Annotated in this window: 15 protein-coding genes; 4 read left to right on the top strand and 11 right to left on the bottom strand. The window is 47.5% G+C overall.

The genetic code is table 11. The features are described 5' to 3' along the window. Nucleotides 1-453: 453 nt before the first annotated feature. Together modF and ilvC are read right to left on the bottom strand one after the other, a co-directional pair. Nucleotides 454-1,896 carry a molybdate ABC transporter ATP-binding protein ModF gene (modF, locus tag MAQ5080_RS06310; protein ID WP_067207927.1) on the bottom strand — a complete coding sequence of 481 codons (1,443 nt, stop codon included), beginning with the start codon at nt 1,894-1,896 and terminating at the stop codon, nt 454-456. 209 nt (nt 1,897-2,105) lie between these two features. Beyond that, a complete protein-coding gene (ilvC, locus tag MAQ5080_RS06305) occupies nt 2,106-3,581 on the bottom strand; it encodes a ketol-acid reductoisomerase (protein WP_067207931.1) in 1,476 nt (491 codons plus the stop codon). A 203-nt stretch (nt 3,582-3,784) separates the two neighbouring features. Here ilvC and ilvY point away from each other — a divergent pair, with 203 nt between their 5' ends. Continuing rightward, nucleotides 3,785-4,660, top strand: a complete 876-nt coding sequence (gene ilvY / locus MAQ5080_RS06300; protein ID WP_067208022.1) for an HTH-type transcriptional activator IlvY — start codon at nt 3,785-3,787, stop codon at nt 4,658-4,660. A 263-nt stretch (nt 4,661-4,923) separates the two neighbouring features. Here the strand turns inward: ilvY and MAQ5080_RS06295 are convergent, their stop codons facing one another. The 5 genes from MAQ5080_RS06295 to MAQ5080_RS06275 all read right to left on the bottom strand — a co-directional run bounded on the left by MAQ5080_RS06295 (nt 4,924) and on the right by MAQ5080_RS06275 (nt 12,193). After that, nucleotides 4,924-5,397, bottom strand: coding sequence for a hypothetical protein (locus MAQ5080_RS06295; protein WP_156496538.1), 474 nt, complete (start codon nt 5,395-5,397; stop codon nt 4,924-4,926). Nucleotides 5,398-5,451: 54 nt separating this feature from the next. Continuing rightward, complete coding sequence (locus MAQ5080_RS06290) at nt 5,452-5,799, bottom strand: DUF3024 domain-containing protein (RefSeq protein ID WP_067207937.1); 348 nt, start codon at nt 5,797-5,799, stop codon at nt 5,452-5,454. A gap of 123 nt (nt 5,800-5,922) precedes the next feature. Further along, nucleotides 5,923-9,189, bottom strand: a complete 3,267-nt coding sequence (locus MAQ5080_RS06285) for a hypothetical protein (protein WP_067207940.1) — start codon at nt 9,187-9,189, stop codon at nt 5,923-5,925. A 927-nt stretch (nt 9,190-10,116) separates the two neighbouring features. Next, nucleotides 10,117-10,821, bottom strand: coding sequence for a glutamine amidotransferase-related protein (locus MAQ5080_RS06280; protein ID WP_067207943.1), 705 nt, complete (start codon nt 10,819-10,821; stop codon nt 10,117-10,119). 34 nt (nt 10,822-10,855) lie between these two features. Continuing rightward, on the bottom strand, nt 10,856-12,193 hold the full coding sequence (locus tag MAQ5080_RS06275; RefSeq protein WP_067207946.1) for a glutamine synthetase family protein: 1,338 nt from the start codon (nt 12,191-12,193) through the stop codon (nt 10,856-10,858). Between the two features lie 288 nt (nt 12,194-12,481). On the opposite strand from MAQ5080_RS06275, the gene MAQ5080_RS06270 reads away from it, so the two are divergent. Continuing rightward, nucleotides 12,482-13,300: a helix-turn-helix domain-containing protein gene (locus MAQ5080_RS06270; protein WP_067207949.1), complete on the top strand. Its 819-nt coding sequence runs from the start codon at nt 12,482-12,484 to the stop codon at nt 13,298-13,300. A gap of 12 nt (nt 13,301-13,312) precedes the next feature. Here the strand turns inward: MAQ5080_RS06270 and MAQ5080_RS06265 are convergent, their stop codons facing one another. Continuing rightward, a complete protein-coding gene (locus tag MAQ5080_RS06265; RefSeq protein ID WP_067207953.1) occupies nt 13,313-13,969 on the bottom strand; it encodes a nitroreductase family protein in 657 nt (218 codons plus the stop codon). A gap of 163 nt (nt 13,970-14,132) precedes the next feature. Here MAQ5080_RS06265 and MAQ5080_RS06260 point away from each other — a divergent pair, with 163 nt between their 5' ends. Continuing rightward, nucleotides 14,133-15,101 carry a LysR family transcriptional regulator gene (locus MAQ5080_RS06260; RefSeq protein ID WP_197464580.1) on the top strand — a complete coding sequence of 323 codons (969 nt, stop codon included), beginning with the start codon at nt 14,133-14,135 and terminating at the stop codon, nt 15,099-15,101. Nucleotides 15,102-15,134: 33 nt separating this feature from the next. Here the strand turns inward: MAQ5080_RS06260 and MAQ5080_RS06255 are convergent, their stop codons facing one another. The 3 genes from MAQ5080_RS06255 to MAQ5080_RS06245 form a co-directional block, all read right to left on the bottom strand. Then, nucleotides 15,135-16,418: an NAD(P)/FAD-dependent oxidoreductase gene (locus tag MAQ5080_RS06255; protein ID WP_067207956.1), complete on the bottom strand. Its 1,284-nt coding sequence runs from the start codon at nt 16,416-16,418 to the stop codon at nt 15,135-15,137. Between the two features lie 18 nt (nt 16,419-16,436). After that, nucleotides 16,437-17,927, bottom strand: coding sequence for an aldehyde dehydrogenase (locus MAQ5080_RS06250; protein ID WP_067207959.1), 1,491 nt, complete (start codon nt 17,925-17,927; stop codon nt 16,437-16,439). 189 nt (nt 17,928-18,116) lie between these two features. Further along, nucleotides 18,117-18,332 carry a DUF2798 domain-containing protein gene (locus MAQ5080_RS06245; RefSeq protein ID WP_067207962.1) on the bottom strand — a complete coding sequence of 72 codons (216 nt, stop codon included), beginning with the start codon at nt 18,330-18,332 and terminating at the stop codon, nt 18,117-18,119. A gap of 111 nt (nt 18,333-18,443) precedes the next feature. On the opposite strand from MAQ5080_RS06245, the gene MAQ5080_RS06240 reads away from it, so the two are divergent. Further along, nucleotides 18,444-19,331 carry a LysR family transcriptional regulator gene (locus MAQ5080_RS06240; RefSeq protein ID WP_067207965.1) on the top strand — a complete coding sequence of 296 codons (888 nt, stop codon included), beginning with the start codon at nt 18,444-18,446 and terminating at the stop codon, nt 19,329-19,331. The last annotated feature ends 25 nt before the right edge of the window (nt 19,332-19,356 follow it).

Below are 19,356 nucleotides of genomic sequence, written 5' to 3'. Positions count from 1 at the left end.
TGCCATTTAGGCTGCTAGCTTCATTCCCGAATGGAAAGCGGGTCGTACGAATCGCGGTCTTCCTAAGAGATTCCATGCGTTTGATGCGCGCTGACGATCGAGGGAGGCACGACCGAAGATGTGCGCAAGCGAATTGAATTGCATGGAAGCTCATGCCCACTGGAGCTGGGGTAGCAGCTAATTGTCGCTGAGAATGCTGACTCGCTCCCCGAATAGAATCGGGTCGTACGTATCGCAGTTTCCCGCGCACAGCGCGGTCCTACAAGGCACTATCTCGGTCTTCCTAAGAGATTCCTTGCGTTTGATTCGCGCTGACGGTCAAGGGAGGAACGACCGCAGATGTGCGCAAGCGAATTGAATTGCATGGAAGCTCCAACCCGCAGCAATCAGGCGGAGCTCATTGCTGCTGAGGATGCTAGTTTCTCCCCGATGGAATCGGGTCGTACAGGTGTTTTAAGCGTTTTTCTGAAGCGCTAGGTAGTTTTCAATGCCTGCGATTTGGTCTTCTGCATGGTGGTTCACGTACAGCACCGTGGTTTCTTTGCCGGCACAGATCTTCTCAATCAACGCCAACACTAACTGGCGGTTCATATCGTCCAAGCCCAAGCACGGCTCGTCTAAGATCAATAGCGGCGGGTGTTTGACCATGGCACGGGCAATCAATAGCAAACGCTGATCACCATAAGACAGCTTGTTAAACGGCTGATCGGCACGGTCACTCATGCCCAACAAGGCTAACCATTCATCGGCGATCTTTTTCTGGCTGTCAGTTGATTTGGTGTACATACCGATACTGTCGTAGAAGCCAGAAATAATGACATTTTTACAGCTCACGCTAACGCGGTATTCCCACTGCAATGACGTTGAGACATAACCGATAAACTGTTTAATCTGCCAAATGCTTTCGCCGTTACCACGTTGGAAGCCAAACACGAAGATATCGTTCACGTAACACTGTGGGTGATCGCCAGTAATCAGCGACAACACGCCCGTTTTACCGCTGCCGTTGGGGCCGCTTAGTTGCCAATGCTTTCCAGGCTCAATGGTCCAATTGAGCTTATCTACGATCACCGTATCGTCGTATTTGATCGTCGCATCGGTGAGTTTTACCAAGGGCTGTTGTGGGTCTAGTGCTGGCAGTTTGCTGGCTGGATCGGTCTCAGGGACTTGTAGATCCGTGGTTTTCAAATGCAGCAGCTGGTACAGCTCGGCAAAGGCCGATTCGTCTTTGCGATCGACTTTAAACGCCAGCTTGCCGCCGTCGTGACCGTCTTTTTCCAAGTAGGCCACATGGGTAATAAAGCTCGGCATTTCATCAAAGCGGTTCAACACCATCACCATAGGCGTGGTATCGATGATCGACGCTAAGTGCTGTTGCAGCATTGCTAGGGTATCCGCGTCTAAGCCATCAAATGGCTCGTCTAGGATCAATAAATCCGGCTTGCTCGATAGCGCACGGATCAACATTACCTTGCGCGTTTCGCCGGTCGAGAGCTTACGAAACGCACGGTCTAGCAAGTGGCTTAGACCAAACTTTTCCACCAACTCTGCGGCCAATTCAGGGTCCGCACAGTTTTCAAAAATCATCTCTTGCACCGGCGTACCGATGGCAATGACATCCATGATGTCAGCGTCGTCTTTCTTCAGCTCTTTGGCGATTAGCTCCGCTTGCGCTTCAAACGAGACTAAACCTACGCGGCTCGGCAGGCCTGAAATCTGACCTGATTCCATCTCACCCACACCTGCAAGCACCGCAGCAAGGGCTGACTTACCCGACCCGTTCGTACCCGTGATCACCCAATGCTGGCTTGGCTCAATCGTCCAATCAATGTTGTTCAGATGAAAGCGTTCATCAAAGTTCACGCTGAAATTTTCTAGGCAAATACGAGAGTCCATAAGTTGATTCCTTACCGATATTGAGCCAAATGCAAAAAAGAAAGCGACAAAAAAGCCGAGTGCTCTTTCGAACTACTCGGCTTCTGTAGAGACGATGTTGCGAGCGATACTAGGGCTAGGCAAAACTTGGTGAGAAAGCGCAGTGTATAAGCATACATGAGCATTTCGAGCCAAGTTTTAACACCGCCCTAGTAAGCGCAGTAATCGTCTTAAACGATTTTCTTCATGTCAGCCATGTAACCACGTAGACGTGAACCTACCGCTTCAACTGGGTGAGCACGTAGCGCAGCGTTTACTTCGATTAGACGAGCGTTGTCTACGCCGTTGTCTTCTACAGATAGGCCTTTACCGATTACGTCAGTTTTGATGCCTTTCATGAAGTCAGCTAGTAGAGGTACACAAGCGTGGTTGTATAGGTAACAACCGTACTCAGCTGTATCAGAGATAGTCGCGTTCATTTCGTAAAGTTTCTTACGAGCGATAGTGTTCGCGATTAGTGGAGTTTCGTGTAGAGACTCGTAGTAAGCAGATTCAGCGATGATGCCTGCAGCAGTCATCGTTTCGAATGCTAGCTCAACGCCCGCTTTAACCATTGCTACCATCAAGATACCGTTGTCGAAGAACTCTTGCTCAGAGATTTCTACGTCGCCTGCTGGAGTTTTCTCGAAGTTAGTCTCAGCAGTTTCTGCACGCCATTTTAGAAGGTTAGCGTCGTCGTTCGCCCAGTCTTCCATCATCACGCGAGAGAAAGTACCGTCGATGATGTCATCTTGGTGCTTGTTGTATAGAGGGCGCATGATCACTTTCAACTCTTCAGCAAGATCGAATGCTTTGATCTTAGCTGGGTTAGAAAGACGATCTAGCATGTTAGTCACGCCGCCGTACTTAAGTGCTTCAGTGATTGTTTCCCAACCGTACTGGATCAACTTAGATGCGTAACCTGCGTCGATACCTTCTTCAACCATTTTGTCGAAGCAAAGGATCGAACCAGTTTGCAACATACCACAAAGGATAGTTTGCTCACCCATCAAGTCAGACTTAACTTCAGCGATGAAAGAAGACATTAGAACGCCTGCTTTGTGACCGCCAGTACCTACTGCGTAAGCTTTCGCTAGTGCAAGACCTTCGCCTTTAGGATCGTTGTCTTCGTGAACAGCGATAAGCGTTGGTACACCGAAGCCACGAACGTATTCTGCACGTACTTCAGAACCAGGACACTTAGGAGCAACCATGATTACTGTTAGGTCGTCACGGATTTTCATGCCTTCTTCAACGATGTTGAAACCGTGAGAGTAAGATAGGCAAGCGCCTTCTTTCATAAGAGGCATAACCGCTTCAACTACAGAAGAGTGTTGCTTATCTGGAGTTAGGTTAAGAACAACGTCAGCCGTTGGGATTAGTTCTTCGTAAGTGCCTACAACGAAACCGTTTTCAGTCGCGTTTTTCCAAGATTGACGCTTCTGCTCGATCGCTTCTGGACGTAGCGCGTATGCAACGTCTAGGCCAGAGTCACGTAGGTTAAGACCTTGGTTAAGACCTTGTGCACCACAACCTACTACAACCATTTTTTTGCCTTTAAGCGCTTCAACGCCATCAGCAAATTCTGACATATCCATAAAACGACATTTTGCTAGCTCAGCTAGCTGCTCGCGTAGCGGCAAAGTATTGAAGTAGTTGTTACCCATGGTTAACACATCCTAAATTTTTATGATTACAGTACCGACATCTAAACATGTCGATATTAAAAAAGAGTGACACAAACACGGCCGTAAACAATGAGGCGGTGCTGTGAAGTAGGTCCAATGTATAGAAGAGCGATCCTTTCGTAAATTGATATATTTGCAATATAACGTCCCATTTTTTGCAAAACAGAGCTATCATGGGAAATATGAATACAAAAGCCCTCAAACAATTCCTCGCATTAGCCGAAACACTGCACTTTGGCCGCGCCAGCGACGAGTGCAACATCAGTGTTTCCGCGCTCTCACGCAACATTCGCCATTTGGAAGAAGAAGTGGGGGTGGAACTATTCAGCCGCGACAACCGTACCGTGGTACTGACCCGCGAAGGGCAACGTTTTGTGAAATACGCCCGCGAAACCACCAGCCAGTGGAACCTGATTCGCCATGAATTGACCGACCACTCGGATCAACTTAGCGGTGAAATCAGTATTTACTGCTCCGTCACCGCCAGCTACAGTTTCTTGTTTGAGCTGCTCAACCGCTTTCGCCAAGTGCACCCGCACATCGAAATCAAGCTGCACACTGGTGACCCGGACAAAGCCATCACTCGCATCTTGGACGGCATTGAAGAAATCACCATCGCCGCCAAACCCGTGTCGATGAACAAAGGCTTAGCGTTCACTCCAATCACCAAATCACCGTTGGTCTTTATCGCACCGGTCGAGCAACAACCCAACGTGCCGACCACATCGCCGGATTCAAAAAGTGACTGGGAGCAAGTGCCGATGATCCTGTCCGAGGGCGGTGTTTCAAGGATCCGCGTCGACGACTGGTTTAGCGAGCAAAACATCACCCCAAATATCTACGCACAGGTTGCTGGTAACGAAGCCATCGTCAGTATGGTGAGCTTGGGATTTGGCATCGGTGTGGTGCCCAAGATCGTACTCGATAACAGCCCATTGATGGATCGCGTACAGATCCTCGATGTCCAGCCAGAGCTAGAGCCATACGATATTGGCTTGTTTACCTTGAAGAAGAGCTTGAAAAACCCACTTGTTGAGGCGTTTTGGGCGCTGGTTTAAGCCCTTGTAGGACCGCGCTGCGCGCGGGAGTCTTTCAGGTTTGCGAGGCTTTGGTTTTGTGGAGGTTGCAAGATCGTTGGGGCACTCTTCCATGCAATTCAATTGGCTTGCGCACATCTCCGGTCGTTCCTCCCTTCGACCGTCAGCGCCAATTAAACGCATGGAATAGAGCTAATGGGATTATTTAAATCTAACGCCCACCTAAACGGCGCGAACGCAGTGACGTTCCGGCGGAGTGAAACGGAGCGAATTTGAGCCGTTTGTTAGGAGTTGACTGCACGAACCAACCCACCTTTGTGTTCTTTGCACCAATTATTTACAACCTTTGCGCAGTTGAGCATAGCCTCTGGAGGAAAATGCGTCACAACCTCACCATAGCGTATTTCGTTAGGATATACAGAACCACCAGCGAGACTAGAGTCTAGCAGTGTGCCTACGGTTCCATTTGCAGTGTTTGGGACAACCTCCTTGCTACGAATAGAGGTTGCCCTTTTATCAGTACCTATGAATTTGCAAGTACCGATAACATTAAGTAGCTTATCAAGTTTATGTGAGTGCCTTTTTAGCTCACTTGGGCTATAGCCACAACTTTCAAGTAGAGCTTTTAAGCTTATCTCACACGAAAGGCAGCTTAGATATAATATGGCTCTTCCGGCCTCATTTTTCACAGGCGAAACATGAAAAAGCGCATCAGCTGATTCGATAAGTCTCTCTGAAAACTCTAAGCTGTATTCCATGCCCATAAAACTCCTAACACCCAAATAAGGGGCTTAATTTGATTGTTATGTGACTTAGCCGAAAAAACAACCATACTGGTCTTCAGTAACCACCTTGAAAACTTGTTCTATTGTTTTTACTTGGCTTTTGGGTTCATAGCTATGCCACTTTAGATCTCGCTTCATCCAGTATATTTTCCATACTCCATGCTTCAAAACAAAAGTTGCTTTGGCAATGTCCAAGTCATGATACTGGGATGGCTCATTCCAAATTGGGCGCGTCTCGAAAATATAAACTGATTGATTCTCTAAACGCCAACCGATGTCAAGCTTAGACCTTATTTCTGGCGGTGGTCGATGCTCAGAAAGAAAAACTGTTCCGGCCTTTTCTATCCTCTTAATCTCGAATTCACTTAAAGCCATATATCCTCAATTTATAGTGGCACATAACGCCTCAAACACCGGCTTGGCGGAGATGGCGACTTTTTTGGAACAAAAAAGGTGACAGCTCTGCCAAGTCCGCGTGCTTTGACTTGTTATAGGGCTTCACTGACGAAACTTCCTTTTTAGAGTCTCAATTATTGGAGCATTACTTACCCCCTCTGGAATTAGAGGGTCATCATCTGAATGAATGGCCATCACTTCTATATCATTTGGCCCTATCTTCCATGCTTCCAAAACATTAATGTCAAACTTTCGGATTGATTTTTTCTTCGCTGATGAGTTCTCTATAATCCGTTCATTCTTAACTACTGAATAGCTCAACAAATAGCTTTTTCGCTCGTCAAATGCAGATAGAAATCTATCAAGGTTTTCAGGTGTCGAAGGGTTCATTGTGTTTATTCTGGCAATCATCTGTACAGTTTTGTTAGAGTCAAAAGCGAAGTTTTCACTAATACAAACTCTGTAATGTGCAGGATTTTTTCGGTCAATATTTCTAATAATTGATATTCTTAAACGATCTTCTCTGTCTTCATTACCAATTTCATTTTCTAAATCTGCGAAAATAGCTTCTGCAGCTTGCCCATTTTCAAAAAGTAAAGTTAACTCAATATCTCCATTGGGATAAAGAGCATATCCAGTTCCACGCCATACAGTTCTATCCCACAACCTTATTTTGATAAGATCCTGTACCTTCATATCTTTATGGGACAAGCTTTCACCATCAATCAACCCTTCGGGTGGCTTTCCGTTACCAGGCTTCAAATCGGTCAATGGTTTGGTCGCCGGTTTAGACTTTGGGAAGCTAGAATCCCATGGAAAAGTACGGAGCATGTCGTAATTTCTGTATTCAGGATCACGCAATAGAGACTTAATACGACTAACGGCATCATTACCCATTATGTTTTGTAAACCAACAAAGCATGACCCAAATGATACGGAACGCTCTAGAGCCCTGTCTTCACCAAGCATAGAATCCATAGTCCTCTCTGTATCTTTGGGCCTAACCATGCGTGAAAATACGTCAATTACAAAATTATGAAGCCATTCTTGAATAATTTTTTGCCCAGAAACGTTCAACATATCAGGGGTGAATGATGAACACAGAACATTCATTTTCAGAGTTCCACTTGCATCATCTACTTCATGTGATATTTCAATTTCATCATCGTCATCTGCGGTAATTTCAATTTCAAGGCGAGACTCGTATACAAATACTTGATCAACCAACCCTGTTGATAAAAAACTTTCTATGACAGAAAGTAGTGTTTCCGCTAGTTCCACCAAAGGACTTCTAAACGGAAAAGAAACTCCAATTTCACAACCCATAACGTAACTTTTCAAGTTGCCATACCTTCCTTCACAATCAATTAGATCTGGTATGGGCGCACCTAAGTCTGTATCTCTAACCATTTTTAGATAATCTATATACTCGTTGTCTATATTCAGTTCATACTCTTTTTTTACAAGATCTTCATGACCCAGTGAATATAACAACATAGATCTGCTCACGAATAATTGCGCTTTATCCAAAAGATCGGGTAATCGTTGAATAGAACGTAGCCCATCGATAGGGGTATTGAGTATGCATTGAGACAGATATGCATCGACAGAAAGGTATTCCGTTTCTGATATGGTTTCTTCTTCAACTTGAGACGAGACAACAGATGCTAGCTTCCACCATGCGAGAGCGTAATTTACGCGGCCTAACTGAAGTTCAACTTTAGCAAGCCGTACATAGGCATATACTTGAGCAGATAGAATGTCACCGCTACGCCAAAATTCATCTGTAGCTATTGATGCAGCGAGCAATAAATTCGCACGCGATGCCCAAAGCAAACCAACTTCCCTGTAAGCGGCTGAAAGAATATTTAGTGCAGCATAAAGATCTTTCTTGGACTCCTTTTTGTATAGCGCAGCAAGAGATTTACCAATTAACTTTATTGATTGATATGGTTCATTAGATTCAAGCCGCCTTGCGCCCCTTTTTAGCCAGAGAACAGCACCCCTAACCTCGCCCTCACGACGTGAAGTGCACTCTGTGATATAGTCAAGTAAATTTTCATAACTTTCTAATTCACCAAACAAACTATCCAACTCGGTAACCAAATCGGATACTTCATTAAATGAGAAGCCTACTAACTTCTCACCTTCTTTCATAATTTCATGCATTGATGAAAATATGGCTGAAGCTTGGTCTATATTTTTGATGGAATGCAAATTTAGCAATTCAATATAGATCCGAGTCATCAGAGAATTACTAGGTCGTTCATCCTTTTTTGCAAGCTTATTGAGTTCGCCGTTTGCCTCTAACAGAAGCGATGCGATATCCAAATCACTTTCATCTTCACTACCTCGATAGTAGCTCGAATAGAGGCCAAGAAGCGATACTGTATCTCCCCATTGAGCCGATTGCTCAATTCCTTTCGCTATCTGCAAACATAACGAAAGCTGCTCGCCAAGTATCACAATGTCTTCAAACCACCAATAGGCAGCCCAAGCATACTGATAATGAGCATTAAATCGATGGAAATTAGTGCCAAATTTTTCAGCCGCTTTAATGGCTCTTAGAAAAAGACCCTGTGTTTCAATTGAGGGCTTTTCGAGTTCCTTTGACAATACCGCGACCTCTAGCAACCAATCCAATTGGTGAGGGAGCACTTTACTAGTGTCTATTTCATTTTTTATTAATTCTTCGAGCTCATTTAGCCTTACATTTCTAGCGTAGTCATTAACACCGATTTCTATTTCTCGGCGCCAGTCTATGTCAATTGACAAACTATCAATCGCCAATTGCTCGTAGCCATTGGAAAAGATTTGATCTAGTATCCAAGAGATATCTAAAATTCTTACATCAATTCCAGTTTCTTCCCTTAACGAGTCTTCCAACTCACTTCGCTGATTAGCTTTTGCATACATATTTGTTACACAAAATGCTTTTTTGTAATCTCGGTCAGTGGCTTTTATTTTTCGAACATCTTTCCTGCACTTAGCTTTCCAATCTTCTTGTGTGCTTACTGCAAAAGCCCAACGTTCGTTGTTTGAATTTTCATCAACTCCAATATACCAAAGAACTTTAGATTGCTCTGATACGGGAAAGGTTTGTGTATCTACCTTTCCATCACCACCCGCAACCGGACCTGTTTGCTCTAGAAGATTTGGACAAATGACTTTTTCACAGAGTCTTTTAGCGAAATCTTCGAATGCCAACTCCATATTTCTTCTATTAAGCGTAGACAACTGAAATTCCAAAACAGAACGATCTAGTCTACCCACATCCTTTGTTATTGAATCGGAAAAACGCTCTGGTCTTCTAGCTTTTAGAAATGTTTTTGGTGAAATACTTGAAGTACTTGCTATCTCTGCTTCCATTTTTCACCCCTTTTTACTGTGAATATTTAAAGCCATTCTTTTAAAGGTTCAACGTTTAGTAGGCCCCTAAACCATCAATAAGCCCTATAACATTTTATTAATGCGCATGCGCGTTTATCCAGTAGAGCTGCGTGCGCGTTATTCTGTTACAGCCTTGTGATAGAAAGGCCATAATCAATTGAAATTAATAGCTATTTTTTACAATAACGAGCATCTCAGGCATGTATAAACACGCATGCTCATTTTGGTAAATAACCATGCCGTTCAAGGAGAAGGTAAGAAAGGTGTGTTCTGGTCATCCTTGACTGCGATGGTTAGAGATTAAGTGATTTCTAATGCTGTTGCCAATGTTCTGAGATCAAAGTGTTGGCGATTTATCATCTAGGCTGAGGGCTTGCTCCCCGAATACAATCGGGTCGTACGAATACACAGAGACCTTGCCCAGAGATTCCATGCGTTTAATTCGCGCTGACGTGTCGAAGCTGAGGAACGAAGCAAAGACGTTGCGCAAGCGAATTGAATTGCATGGAAGCTCCAACCAGAAGAAATGAGGCGGAGTTCAGCTGCTTCAAGCTGATTATCATCTAGGATGCTAAGCTTTCCCGCGCACAGCGCAGTCCTACAAGATACGATATAACGGTTTTCCTCAGAGATTCCATGCGTTTAATTCACGCGCTCTTCACAAAGAAAAGTCGAGGCGAAGCACGACCGAAGATGTGCGCAAGCGAATTGAATTGCATGGAAGCTCCTGACAGCAGAAGTTAGGCGGAGCCCAACTGATTCAAGCTGATTCAAGCTGATTATCATCTAGGGTGCTAGGTTTTCCCGCGCACAGCGCAGTCCTACAAGAGCACGTGTTACCACTGAGTGTCGCGGAAGAATCTTACAGGCTCCAACCATCAGAAATAAAGGGAGCCCAATGGTCTATTAGCCCTGTAGGAATTTGCCGATCCAAGCCATCATGGCGGCAGATTGGATGTTTTCGCGCTCCACGCTTTGGCGGGCTTTTTGCGCAACGTCGGTAGTCAAGTTACCACCATCGTGCAAGCTGATTAGATCCTGCTCGTAAGCTTTGGAGAACTCTGGGTGGGCTTGGAAGGTCAGAATTTTATCTTCGTAGATTAAACCCGCATATTGGCAGAAGTCGCTGCTTAGGAAGGTCGTCATTTTCTCTGGCTTTTCAATCACTTGGTCTTGGTGAAAAGCACACAGCGCGATGTCATTCAGCTTTGGCAAAGTAGGGATGTCGCCAGTTACTTGGTAGTGATGCACACCAACGCCCCAGCCACCTGAGTATTTCGCCACGGTGCCGCCGAGGGCGCGGGCGATGACTTGGTGGCCAAAGCAGATGCCGACTAAAACTTGGCCTTTGGCATCGATTTCACGGATCAATTCGCACAGTTTTAAGATCCATGGCTCGTCGGCGTAGGCATCGAATTTAGAGCCGGTGATTAGCCAGGCATCACACTCGTCAGAGCTTGCTGGAAACTCGTCCAAACGCACGTCATAGGTAACAAAGCTTAACTCTGGTTCTAAGGTGCCGATCTGCTCGGCGAACATTTCAGCGTAGGTTGGATACTCTCCACGTAATGCATCGGGGGTGATCCCCGCCGCAAGAATACCTATTTTCATTGTGTCTTCCTCTCCCTTCTATTAGCCACAGGGCTTATAGATACGCCTCGTATTCTACATTGGAAATACGGCCGTAGATTTTCTGTTGCTCTTGATCTTTGGCGGCGGCGTACACGCGCACAAACTCTTCGCCTAGGTATTCCATCATAAACGGACTGTCGCGGAAGGTCTCGCTGGCCGCTTCCCAACGGTTCGGTAACGCCTCGAACAGTTCGCTTTGCGAGTAAGCGTCCCCCTCAATGGCTTCAGGTGGCAACATATTGGTTTCAATACCATGCAATGCAGCGCCTAAAACTGTGGCCAAAACAAGGTAAGGGTTCGCATCTGCACCCGAAACACGGTGTTCGATGCGGCGCGCTTCAGGTTCGCTTTCAGGGATGCGCACCGCTACGGTACGGTTTTCATAACCCCAGCTGGCGTAGGTTGGCGCGTGAGCACCGGCTTGGAAACGGCGATACGAGTTTAAGTGCGGTGCAAACACCAGCATGGAGTCGGACATGTGAGCGAGCATGCCTGCCACGGCGTTGCGCAGTAGGCGTGTGCCTTCCTCGGTGCCGTCATCAAATACGTTATTGCCTTGTTCGTCTAACAAGCTGAAATGCACATGGAAGCCGTTACCGCTTTTATCGGCGTAAGGTTTCGCCATGAAGCTGGCGCCAAAGTCATGTTGGCGCGCCACGCCCTTGATCAAGCGCTTGAACATGATCGCATGATCGGCCGCTTGCACCGCATCATCGGTGTGCTTCATATTGATTTCAAATTGGCCGGGGCCGAGCTCAGAGATAATGGTGTCCGCTGGAATGCCTTGGATCTCACAGTCACGACGCACTTCGGCAAAGAAGCCTTCGAGGCCGTCCATTTCTTCAATGGAGTAACAGTCGGTTTTGCTCAGGCGACAGCCATTGCCATCGACAATCACCGGTGGAGAAGGACGGCGCTTGGCTTCCGAAGCACCGTCTAATAGGTAAAATTCTAGCTCGGTGGCCACCACCGGGGTGTAACCTAGCGCTTTATAACGCTCAACAATGCGCGTCAGGATCTGGCGTGGATCCGGAAAAAAAGGCGTACCGTCAGGGTTGTACATCATCGCGAGAATTTGATCACGGGCAGACTCCGCCCAAGGCACAGGAATCGGTTTTGGGTGCACTGGCAGACAGATACCATCGCTGTCGCCGGTTTCAAACACCAAACCGTTTTCCAATACATCATCGCCCCAGTGATCAAAGCCGATCACTGATTGTGGCAGTTTAACGCCATTGGCCATGACGCCTTTTAAACCACTGGCGGGGATGCGTTTGCCACGCAGATTACCGTTTAAGTCAGTAATAAACAGGTCAAACTCATGATCTTCGATAAAGTTAATATCTGACATACACATTACTCTTCATCTGTCTCAACTCGAATAACCCATAAAAATTGAGCTTTATTCGAGTTGGACAAGAAATCAGTGCTGACTGTCGTCAGCCGAACTCTGGATGTGCTGTTTTAATAGGATTTTTTGTCCAAGATGTCTTGCATTGGTGACAGGGGATTTGCATCGTATTAAAACATTCACTTTTGCCTTTAATCCGAACTATTATTCGGTTTATTGATTTTAGTTGTACTCCTGTCGAATACAAAAGTCGATCAAATTTATTCAGCCAATTTTTCAGGTATCAGCATGGTGCAGCGGGCACATTTAGGACAACAAGACAGCGCCGAATTGATCAAGGATTTAAGCCTGCTGACCAACCACATTCGTCTACCAAATTTCCCAGCCGTACTGCAGCAGGTACTGGGCAAACTGTGCTATTTCGATACCTTGATTATGGTGGCCTACAAGCAGGCTTTGAAGCCGCTTCTGATTCACCCCCGTGACCCCGCTGAGCAAAGCGCTACGCTGCGTTTTTACTTAAACCAAGCCTATTTGCTCGATCCCTTGTTTAACGCCATTCAGCAAGATGTTGCTTCGGGCGTCTATCGCCTAGCTGACATGGCACCGGATTCGTTTCAAGACACTGAATATTTTCAGACCTGTTATCAGGAGTTTGGCTTAGAAGATGAGATCAATCTGATCGTGGAGTTGGATAAGGACACCCGCTGCGCCATTTCATTGGGGCGTAAGCAAAGCGCTGGGGAGATTCAGCATAACGAGTTAAAGCAGCTGAAATTGGTCTTTCCCATGTTGGAAGCGCTGATGCGCCAATTTTGGTGGCTGCAAGCAGGGGAGTTTACGCAACAAACGCCGCCCTCCGCACCCATGCAGCAAGCGCTCAAATCGTTTGCTCAAGGGGTGCTCACGGACCGTGAGCAAGAGGTACTGGGCTTGTTATTGAAAGGTCACTCGTCGAAGTCCATCGGCGAGGATTTGGGAATCAGTGCTGGCACGGTGAAGGTACATCGTAAGAACATTCACGCCAAGCTCAACACCTCTTCCCAGTCGGAGATTTTTACCTTGTTTCTGAGCCACTTAGAGCATATGGAACATTCGCCTAAGTAGCGAATACGGGCCTTATAACACCGTTAGAATTTGCTCACGAGCGAGACGCGATTTTGGAATCGTAGCGTTGTAGTCTTCTTCCTGATGACGGTAACCCATGGCTAAGCCAACCTCACATTTGTAGCCAGCTAGCTCATCTTTAAAGAGTTCACTTAGCATTTCAGGATCTACCCCTTCTAGCGGTGTAGAGTCGATGCCCAGACGCGCTAAGGTGTGCAGCAGGTTGCCTAATGCAAGGTACGTTTGGGCTTTGGTCCACGCTTCTGTGTTGCCGTCCGCTTTGGTATTCAGTTCAGCAAAGGCGAATCCGCCAAAGGCACTTTCTCGGTCTGCTGGCGCGGTACGGCCATCTTCGATGCCTTTATCCACGACTTTGGCGTAATCATCACGCTTGTAGTGGGTTTTGTGGGCAAACAAAATGATGTGCGACGCGGCTTTAGCATGCTTTTGGTTGAACTGATGTTTGTTGACAAAGCTATCGTGAAAACGCTGTTTCGCTTCGTCACTTTCAATCACGACAAACTTCCAAGGCTGTGAGTTGATCGAAGACGCCGATAGGCGCAAAGCTTCGTAGATCACTTCTAGGTCTGCGGTAGGAATACGCTGGGTCGCATCGTAGTTCTTAGTGGTATAGCGTTTTTCTAAATCAGTAATAATCGGGTGAGACATGATGGTTCCTCAAATAGGTATCGCGGCCATTAGCAGGCGTTATAGATTGGAACGCATATTAACGGGCGCCTTTACTCGAAAAAACCGTCTTGCCGTTGATTCATTATCAATATATTTTTGGTAATCCATAGTGCATTCACAATTAATAGAGTAGGCAACCTCCGTGCAAATTGAAGATTTAGCAGTGGTGATGAAGGTCGCGGAGCTGGGTAGCATTACCGCGGCAGCCACCCATTTGGATATGCAGCCAGCGACCGCCAGTGCAGCTTTAAAGCGAGTGGAAGCCTTGCTTGGTGCGGAGCTATTTATTCGCTCGACCCGCCAGCTACGAGTGTCCAAAGCGGGGGAGCGCTTTTTACCGCTGTGTGCGCAGTCATTAGAGCAATGGCAACTGGCACAACAAGCGGTGCAACAAGACAGCGAAAGCATTGCGGGGGAGATGCGCATCGCCGTGTCGTCGGATCTGGGCCGTAATATTCTTGCGCCCTTGCTTGATACCTTTATGACGCAGCACCCCGACCTGACCCTGCGTATGCATTTGAGCGACAGCAATATCGACTTTTATCGTGATGCGATTGATATGGCACTGCGCTACGGCGCGCCGAATGACTCGTCCATGTATGGCTTTAAGATTTGCAATGTGCCGCGCTTGCTGTGCGCCAGCCCTGACTATCTAGCGAATCACGCAAAGATCGAACATCCAAATGACTTATTGCAACATAATGCGCTTTTCTATCAGCTTCGTGACATTTTAAACGACGTTTGGTTCTTTCAGGACGAGCAACAACGCCAATATAAAATCAAACCAACGGCAAACCGTGCTGCCAACGATGGCGATATGGTGCGCCGCTGGTGTTTGGCAGGACAGGGGGTGGCACTGAAATCCGCCCTGGATGTGGCGGAAGATGTCTTAGCAGGACGCTTGAGGTCATTGTTGCCAGACTATACCGTGCCCTGCGGCGAGCTCTGGTTGATTTGCCCCAGTCGTCACTCCATTACCCCAAGTATGCGCTTATTACGTGATGAGTTACGCGAACACACCCAGCAAAAGCTGGAACGGTTACGAGCAGCAGGCGTGCTGTCTAAAAAGCAGGTTAATCGTTTAGAACAAGACGAAAAGTCGCCACGTTAACGGCATTTCGTCTATTTTAGTGACTATTTTATGTTAAATACCTAACTTATCGCGCAGGCTATAATACACCGCTCCGAGCGCTGTGTAGGGTACACGAAGCATTCGGCCTCCTGGAAATGGGTACTGTGGCATGCTGGCAAACACATCAAAGCGCTCGGTATCGCCATCCATCGCATCGGAGAGGATTTCTCCCATCAAATGGGCATTGGTTACGCCATGACCGGAATAGCCTTGGGCGTAATACAGGTTCTCGCCGATCTTACCTACTTGGGGCATACGCATCATGGTCAGTAGGAAATTACCGGTCCAGGCGTAGTCGATCTTCACGTCTTTCAAATAGGGGAAGGTGGTCAGCATCTTGGGTACGACGATGGCTTCGATCTTACCCGGATCCCGCGCGCCATAGGTGGTCCCGCCACCATAGATCAAACGACCGTCCCCAGACAGGCGGTAATAATCCAATAAATAGTTACAGTCTTCTACACAGCGATCGGTTGGTAACAGTTGTTTTTGCAGCTCCTTCGATAAAGGTTCGGTGGCGATCACCTGCGTGCCGCAAGGCATGGCTTTCTTTTCCACTTCGGGAATCAAGCCAAAGACATAGGCGTTACCGGCGACGACAATCTTGTCAGCAACCACAACCCCTTGTTCAGTAATGACTTTTCCCGGTACGCCATGCTCTAAACGCAGCACCTTGGAGTCTTCAAAGATCTGACCTCCTAACGCCTCAAAGGCATTGGCTTGGCCTAGCACCAAGTTCAAAGGCTGAATATGGCCACCTTTACGATCCAATAAGCCGCCCACATAACGCTCCGAACCAATATGCTCTTGGATGCTGTTGCTATCAAGCAGCTCTAATTCGTTATGACCATGGGCTTCCCACAGGGCTTTCTTGGCTTTGAGCTCCTCAAATTGCTTGTTATTGCAGGCGGCAAATAGGTTACCGTGTTTTAGGTCACAGTCGATCTGGTACTTCTCAACACGGTGGCGAATCAGTTCCGAGCCAGCAAAAGCCATTTTCGCCATTTTTTGGCCGATCTTGTCGCCATAATTCGCGAAAATATAGTCAATATCGCGATTAAAGCTGTTCACGATCTGCCCGCCATTACGCCCCGACGCACCAAAACCAATGCGTGAGCCCTCAAGGACGATGACCTTTTTGCCCTTTTCGGCAAGGCTTAGCGCGGTCGAAATACCGGTAAAACCCGCGCCGACGATGCATACATCACAGCGGTGCTCGCCGGTAAGCGTAGGGCGTAGGGCTTTGTCATTGGCCGACGCCGCGTAGTAAGAATTCACATGACTTGGTGATGACATAGAGCACCTCCCAGCAGACTACAATCGAATCCAGGTATTTTTCACTTCGGTGTATTTCTCCAGCGCATGCCATGACTTATCACGGCCATTGCCCGACGCTTTGACGCCACCAAATGGCACCGTGGTATCGCCATCCCCCCACGTATTGACCCACACCATGCCGGATTCTAGCTTGCGGCTAACGCGGTGGGCACGGGACAAGTCTGCCGTCCAGATCGCGGCACCTAAGCCATATTTCGAGTCATTTGCCAGCGTGATCGCTTCTTCTTCCGTATCAAAAGTCATCATGGCGAGCACTGGGCCAAAGATTTCTTCTTGGACAAATTCCATCTCATGATTGGCGTCGGAGAAAATGGTCGGATGGGCATAGAAACCTTTGCCGTCTTCATATTTGGGTACACCACCAAGCTCCAATGTCGCCCCATCAGCGATGGCACTTTCAATAAAACCTGTAATGCGCTCAAACTGTGCTTTATCCACTAATGGCCCCATTTTCGTAGCGGGATCGAGTGGGTCGCCCGGCACATACTGGCGCGCCGCTTCGAGCAGGTGCTTAAGGAATTCGTCTTTAATGCTCTGGTGCACGTACAAGCGCGAGCAAGCAATACACACTTCCCCTTGGTTGGTGAAGATCGCCACCGCTGCGCCTTGTGCCGCCGCTTGGATGTCTTTGCAGTCTGCAAACACGATACAAGGGGACTTACCACCAGCTTCCAGCCAGACACGCTTCATATTCGATTGACCTGCGTATTGCATCAGCATGCCCGCAACACGGCTTGAGCCTGTGAAGGCAAGGGTGCTAACCCCATGATGCAACGCTAACGCTTTACCTGCCGTGTGACCAAAACCCGGTAGCACGTTAAATACACCGTCTGGCACCCCTGCTTGCGTCGCGAGTTCAGCGATACGCAGGGCGCTCAAGGGCGACTTTTCCGAGGGTTTTAGAATCACACTATTACCCGCCGCCAACGCTGGGGCAATTTTCCACATCACCATCATCAGCGGGTAGTTCCAAGGCGTGATGATGGCCACCACACCTAGTGGTTCATGACTAATCAGGGCTAAGTTTTGCGAGTTAGTCGGGGCGATTTCACCATAGAGCTTGTCGATACACTCGGCGGACCAGCGTAAACAATCAATCGAGTCTGGCATGTCGATATTGACCATCTCAGAAATGGATTTGCCCATATCCAAGGTATCGGTCAATGCTAGTTCGTCGAAATGCTGCTCTAGTAGATCGGCCCACTTTTGCAGAATACGCTTACGCTGCCCCGGCGCCATTTCCGACCAAACGCCACTGCGAAAGACTTTCTTCGCCGCCGCAACGGCAATGTCGACATCCGCTTCGTCACAGCTGGCCACATTGGCTAATACCGTCTCGTCGGCAGGGTTGATGCACTCAAAGGTGGTACCCTTTTTTTTCGCGGGCGTAAACTGGCCATTGATGTAGGCTTCTGAACGCACATTAAGCGTCTCGCGCAGCGCTTGCCATTCTTGATAGGTTTTCATAGCGGATTCCTTCTAACATGCCCAGCAGCACCGACTGCTGAGAGCGTTACTATGAGCCTAGATTACCCAAGCCATTTGTCTAAACACCATATCCCCTAGGGGGTAGAGCGTGCCACGGTTAAAGATGAAAAAAGCCCTTTGATGGACCATCAAAGGGCTTTTTCAATATAGCTTAAGGTATTGTCTTTGCTATATTTTATTAGCTATTTTGTGAGCTAATTGATGCAAGAATGGGGCGAAGATAAACGAAATCACGCCTGCTGCTGGCCACGCGTAGATCCAAGCATGCATCCAAAAAGACACAAACTCTGGATGCGCACCAATGTTCATAAAAGTGATCCAAGCCGACATCAGTAATGACAGAACAAAAGACATTAACGCGGCGAATATGATGCGATGTTTCATGGGGCTTCCTAAATCGTCAAAGGTAAGAGGGGAAACTATGCATTAAGCATAGCAAGCCGCTATATTTGTAAAAATAGCTAGTTTTAATAACCCTTTTTACAGATTTGCAAAATGCTCGATGACCTGAAAATCTTTATCGTTGCCGCCGACACCAAAAGCCTGACCGCCACGGCGGAAAAGCTCGGTATGACCATCGCCACGGTTTCGCGGCGTATTGCCAGCCTAGAAAGCACGCTAGGATCCGTGCTGCTACACCGCTCTACCAAGGGCTTAACGCTCACCACCGTGGGTGAATCCTACTATCGCGAATGCGCCGAATTTATCGAAGCGCTGGATCAGCGTATTTCCGACCTCGACCACACCCTGAACAGCTTAGAAGGGGAAGTCAAAATTCTCGCCCCCACCAATCTGGGTGCTGGGCCATTAGACGACTTTTGGGCACAATTTGTTGCTCAATACCCACAGATCACCCTACGAATTGAGCTCAGTAACCAGTATGAAAGCCTGCAAGATACGCAAGCAGATTTAGCGCTGCGCTCCGGCCAATCCCCTAATTTGTCACTGATTCAACGCAAAATCGGCGAAATTCATGGTGTTTTAGTCGCCTCCCCCGATTTAACCCCATTTCCTGAAACCATTGAGCAACTGGAACAAGGCAAGAGCGTCGCAGGGCAACTGTTTACCGACTGGGATATCGTGCACAACACCACCGGTGAGGAATACAGCGTCTTCAAGCACCATCGCCACACCAGCAACGATATGCGCATCGCCGTCAACCTCGCCAAACACGGGCAGGGGGTGACCTTGCTGCCGGAGAGCTTGGTTTATCAAGACATCCAACAGGGGCACCTGAAACGGGTACTGCCCGAATGGCGCGGCCGCAACCGCGAGATCTATCTAGTGTGGGCCTATCGCCGTAGCTTATCGGTCAGAGCTAAGTTATTAAGGGATGAATTGATTAGCTTTTTGCAGCAACAGGAGTGGTTTCATAGGGTGTAGCCTAAATGTCTAATAATATAAATTG

Origin of the sequence: Marinomonas aquimarina, assembly GCF_900089755.1 — a bacterium.
GTDB lineage: Bacteria > Pseudomonadota > Gammaproteobacteria > Pseudomonadales > Marinomonadaceae > Marinomonas > Marinomonas aquimarina.
The sequence above is the reverse complement of the archived record's forward strand: the minus strand, read 5'-3'. Positions and strand labels throughout refer to the sequence as shown.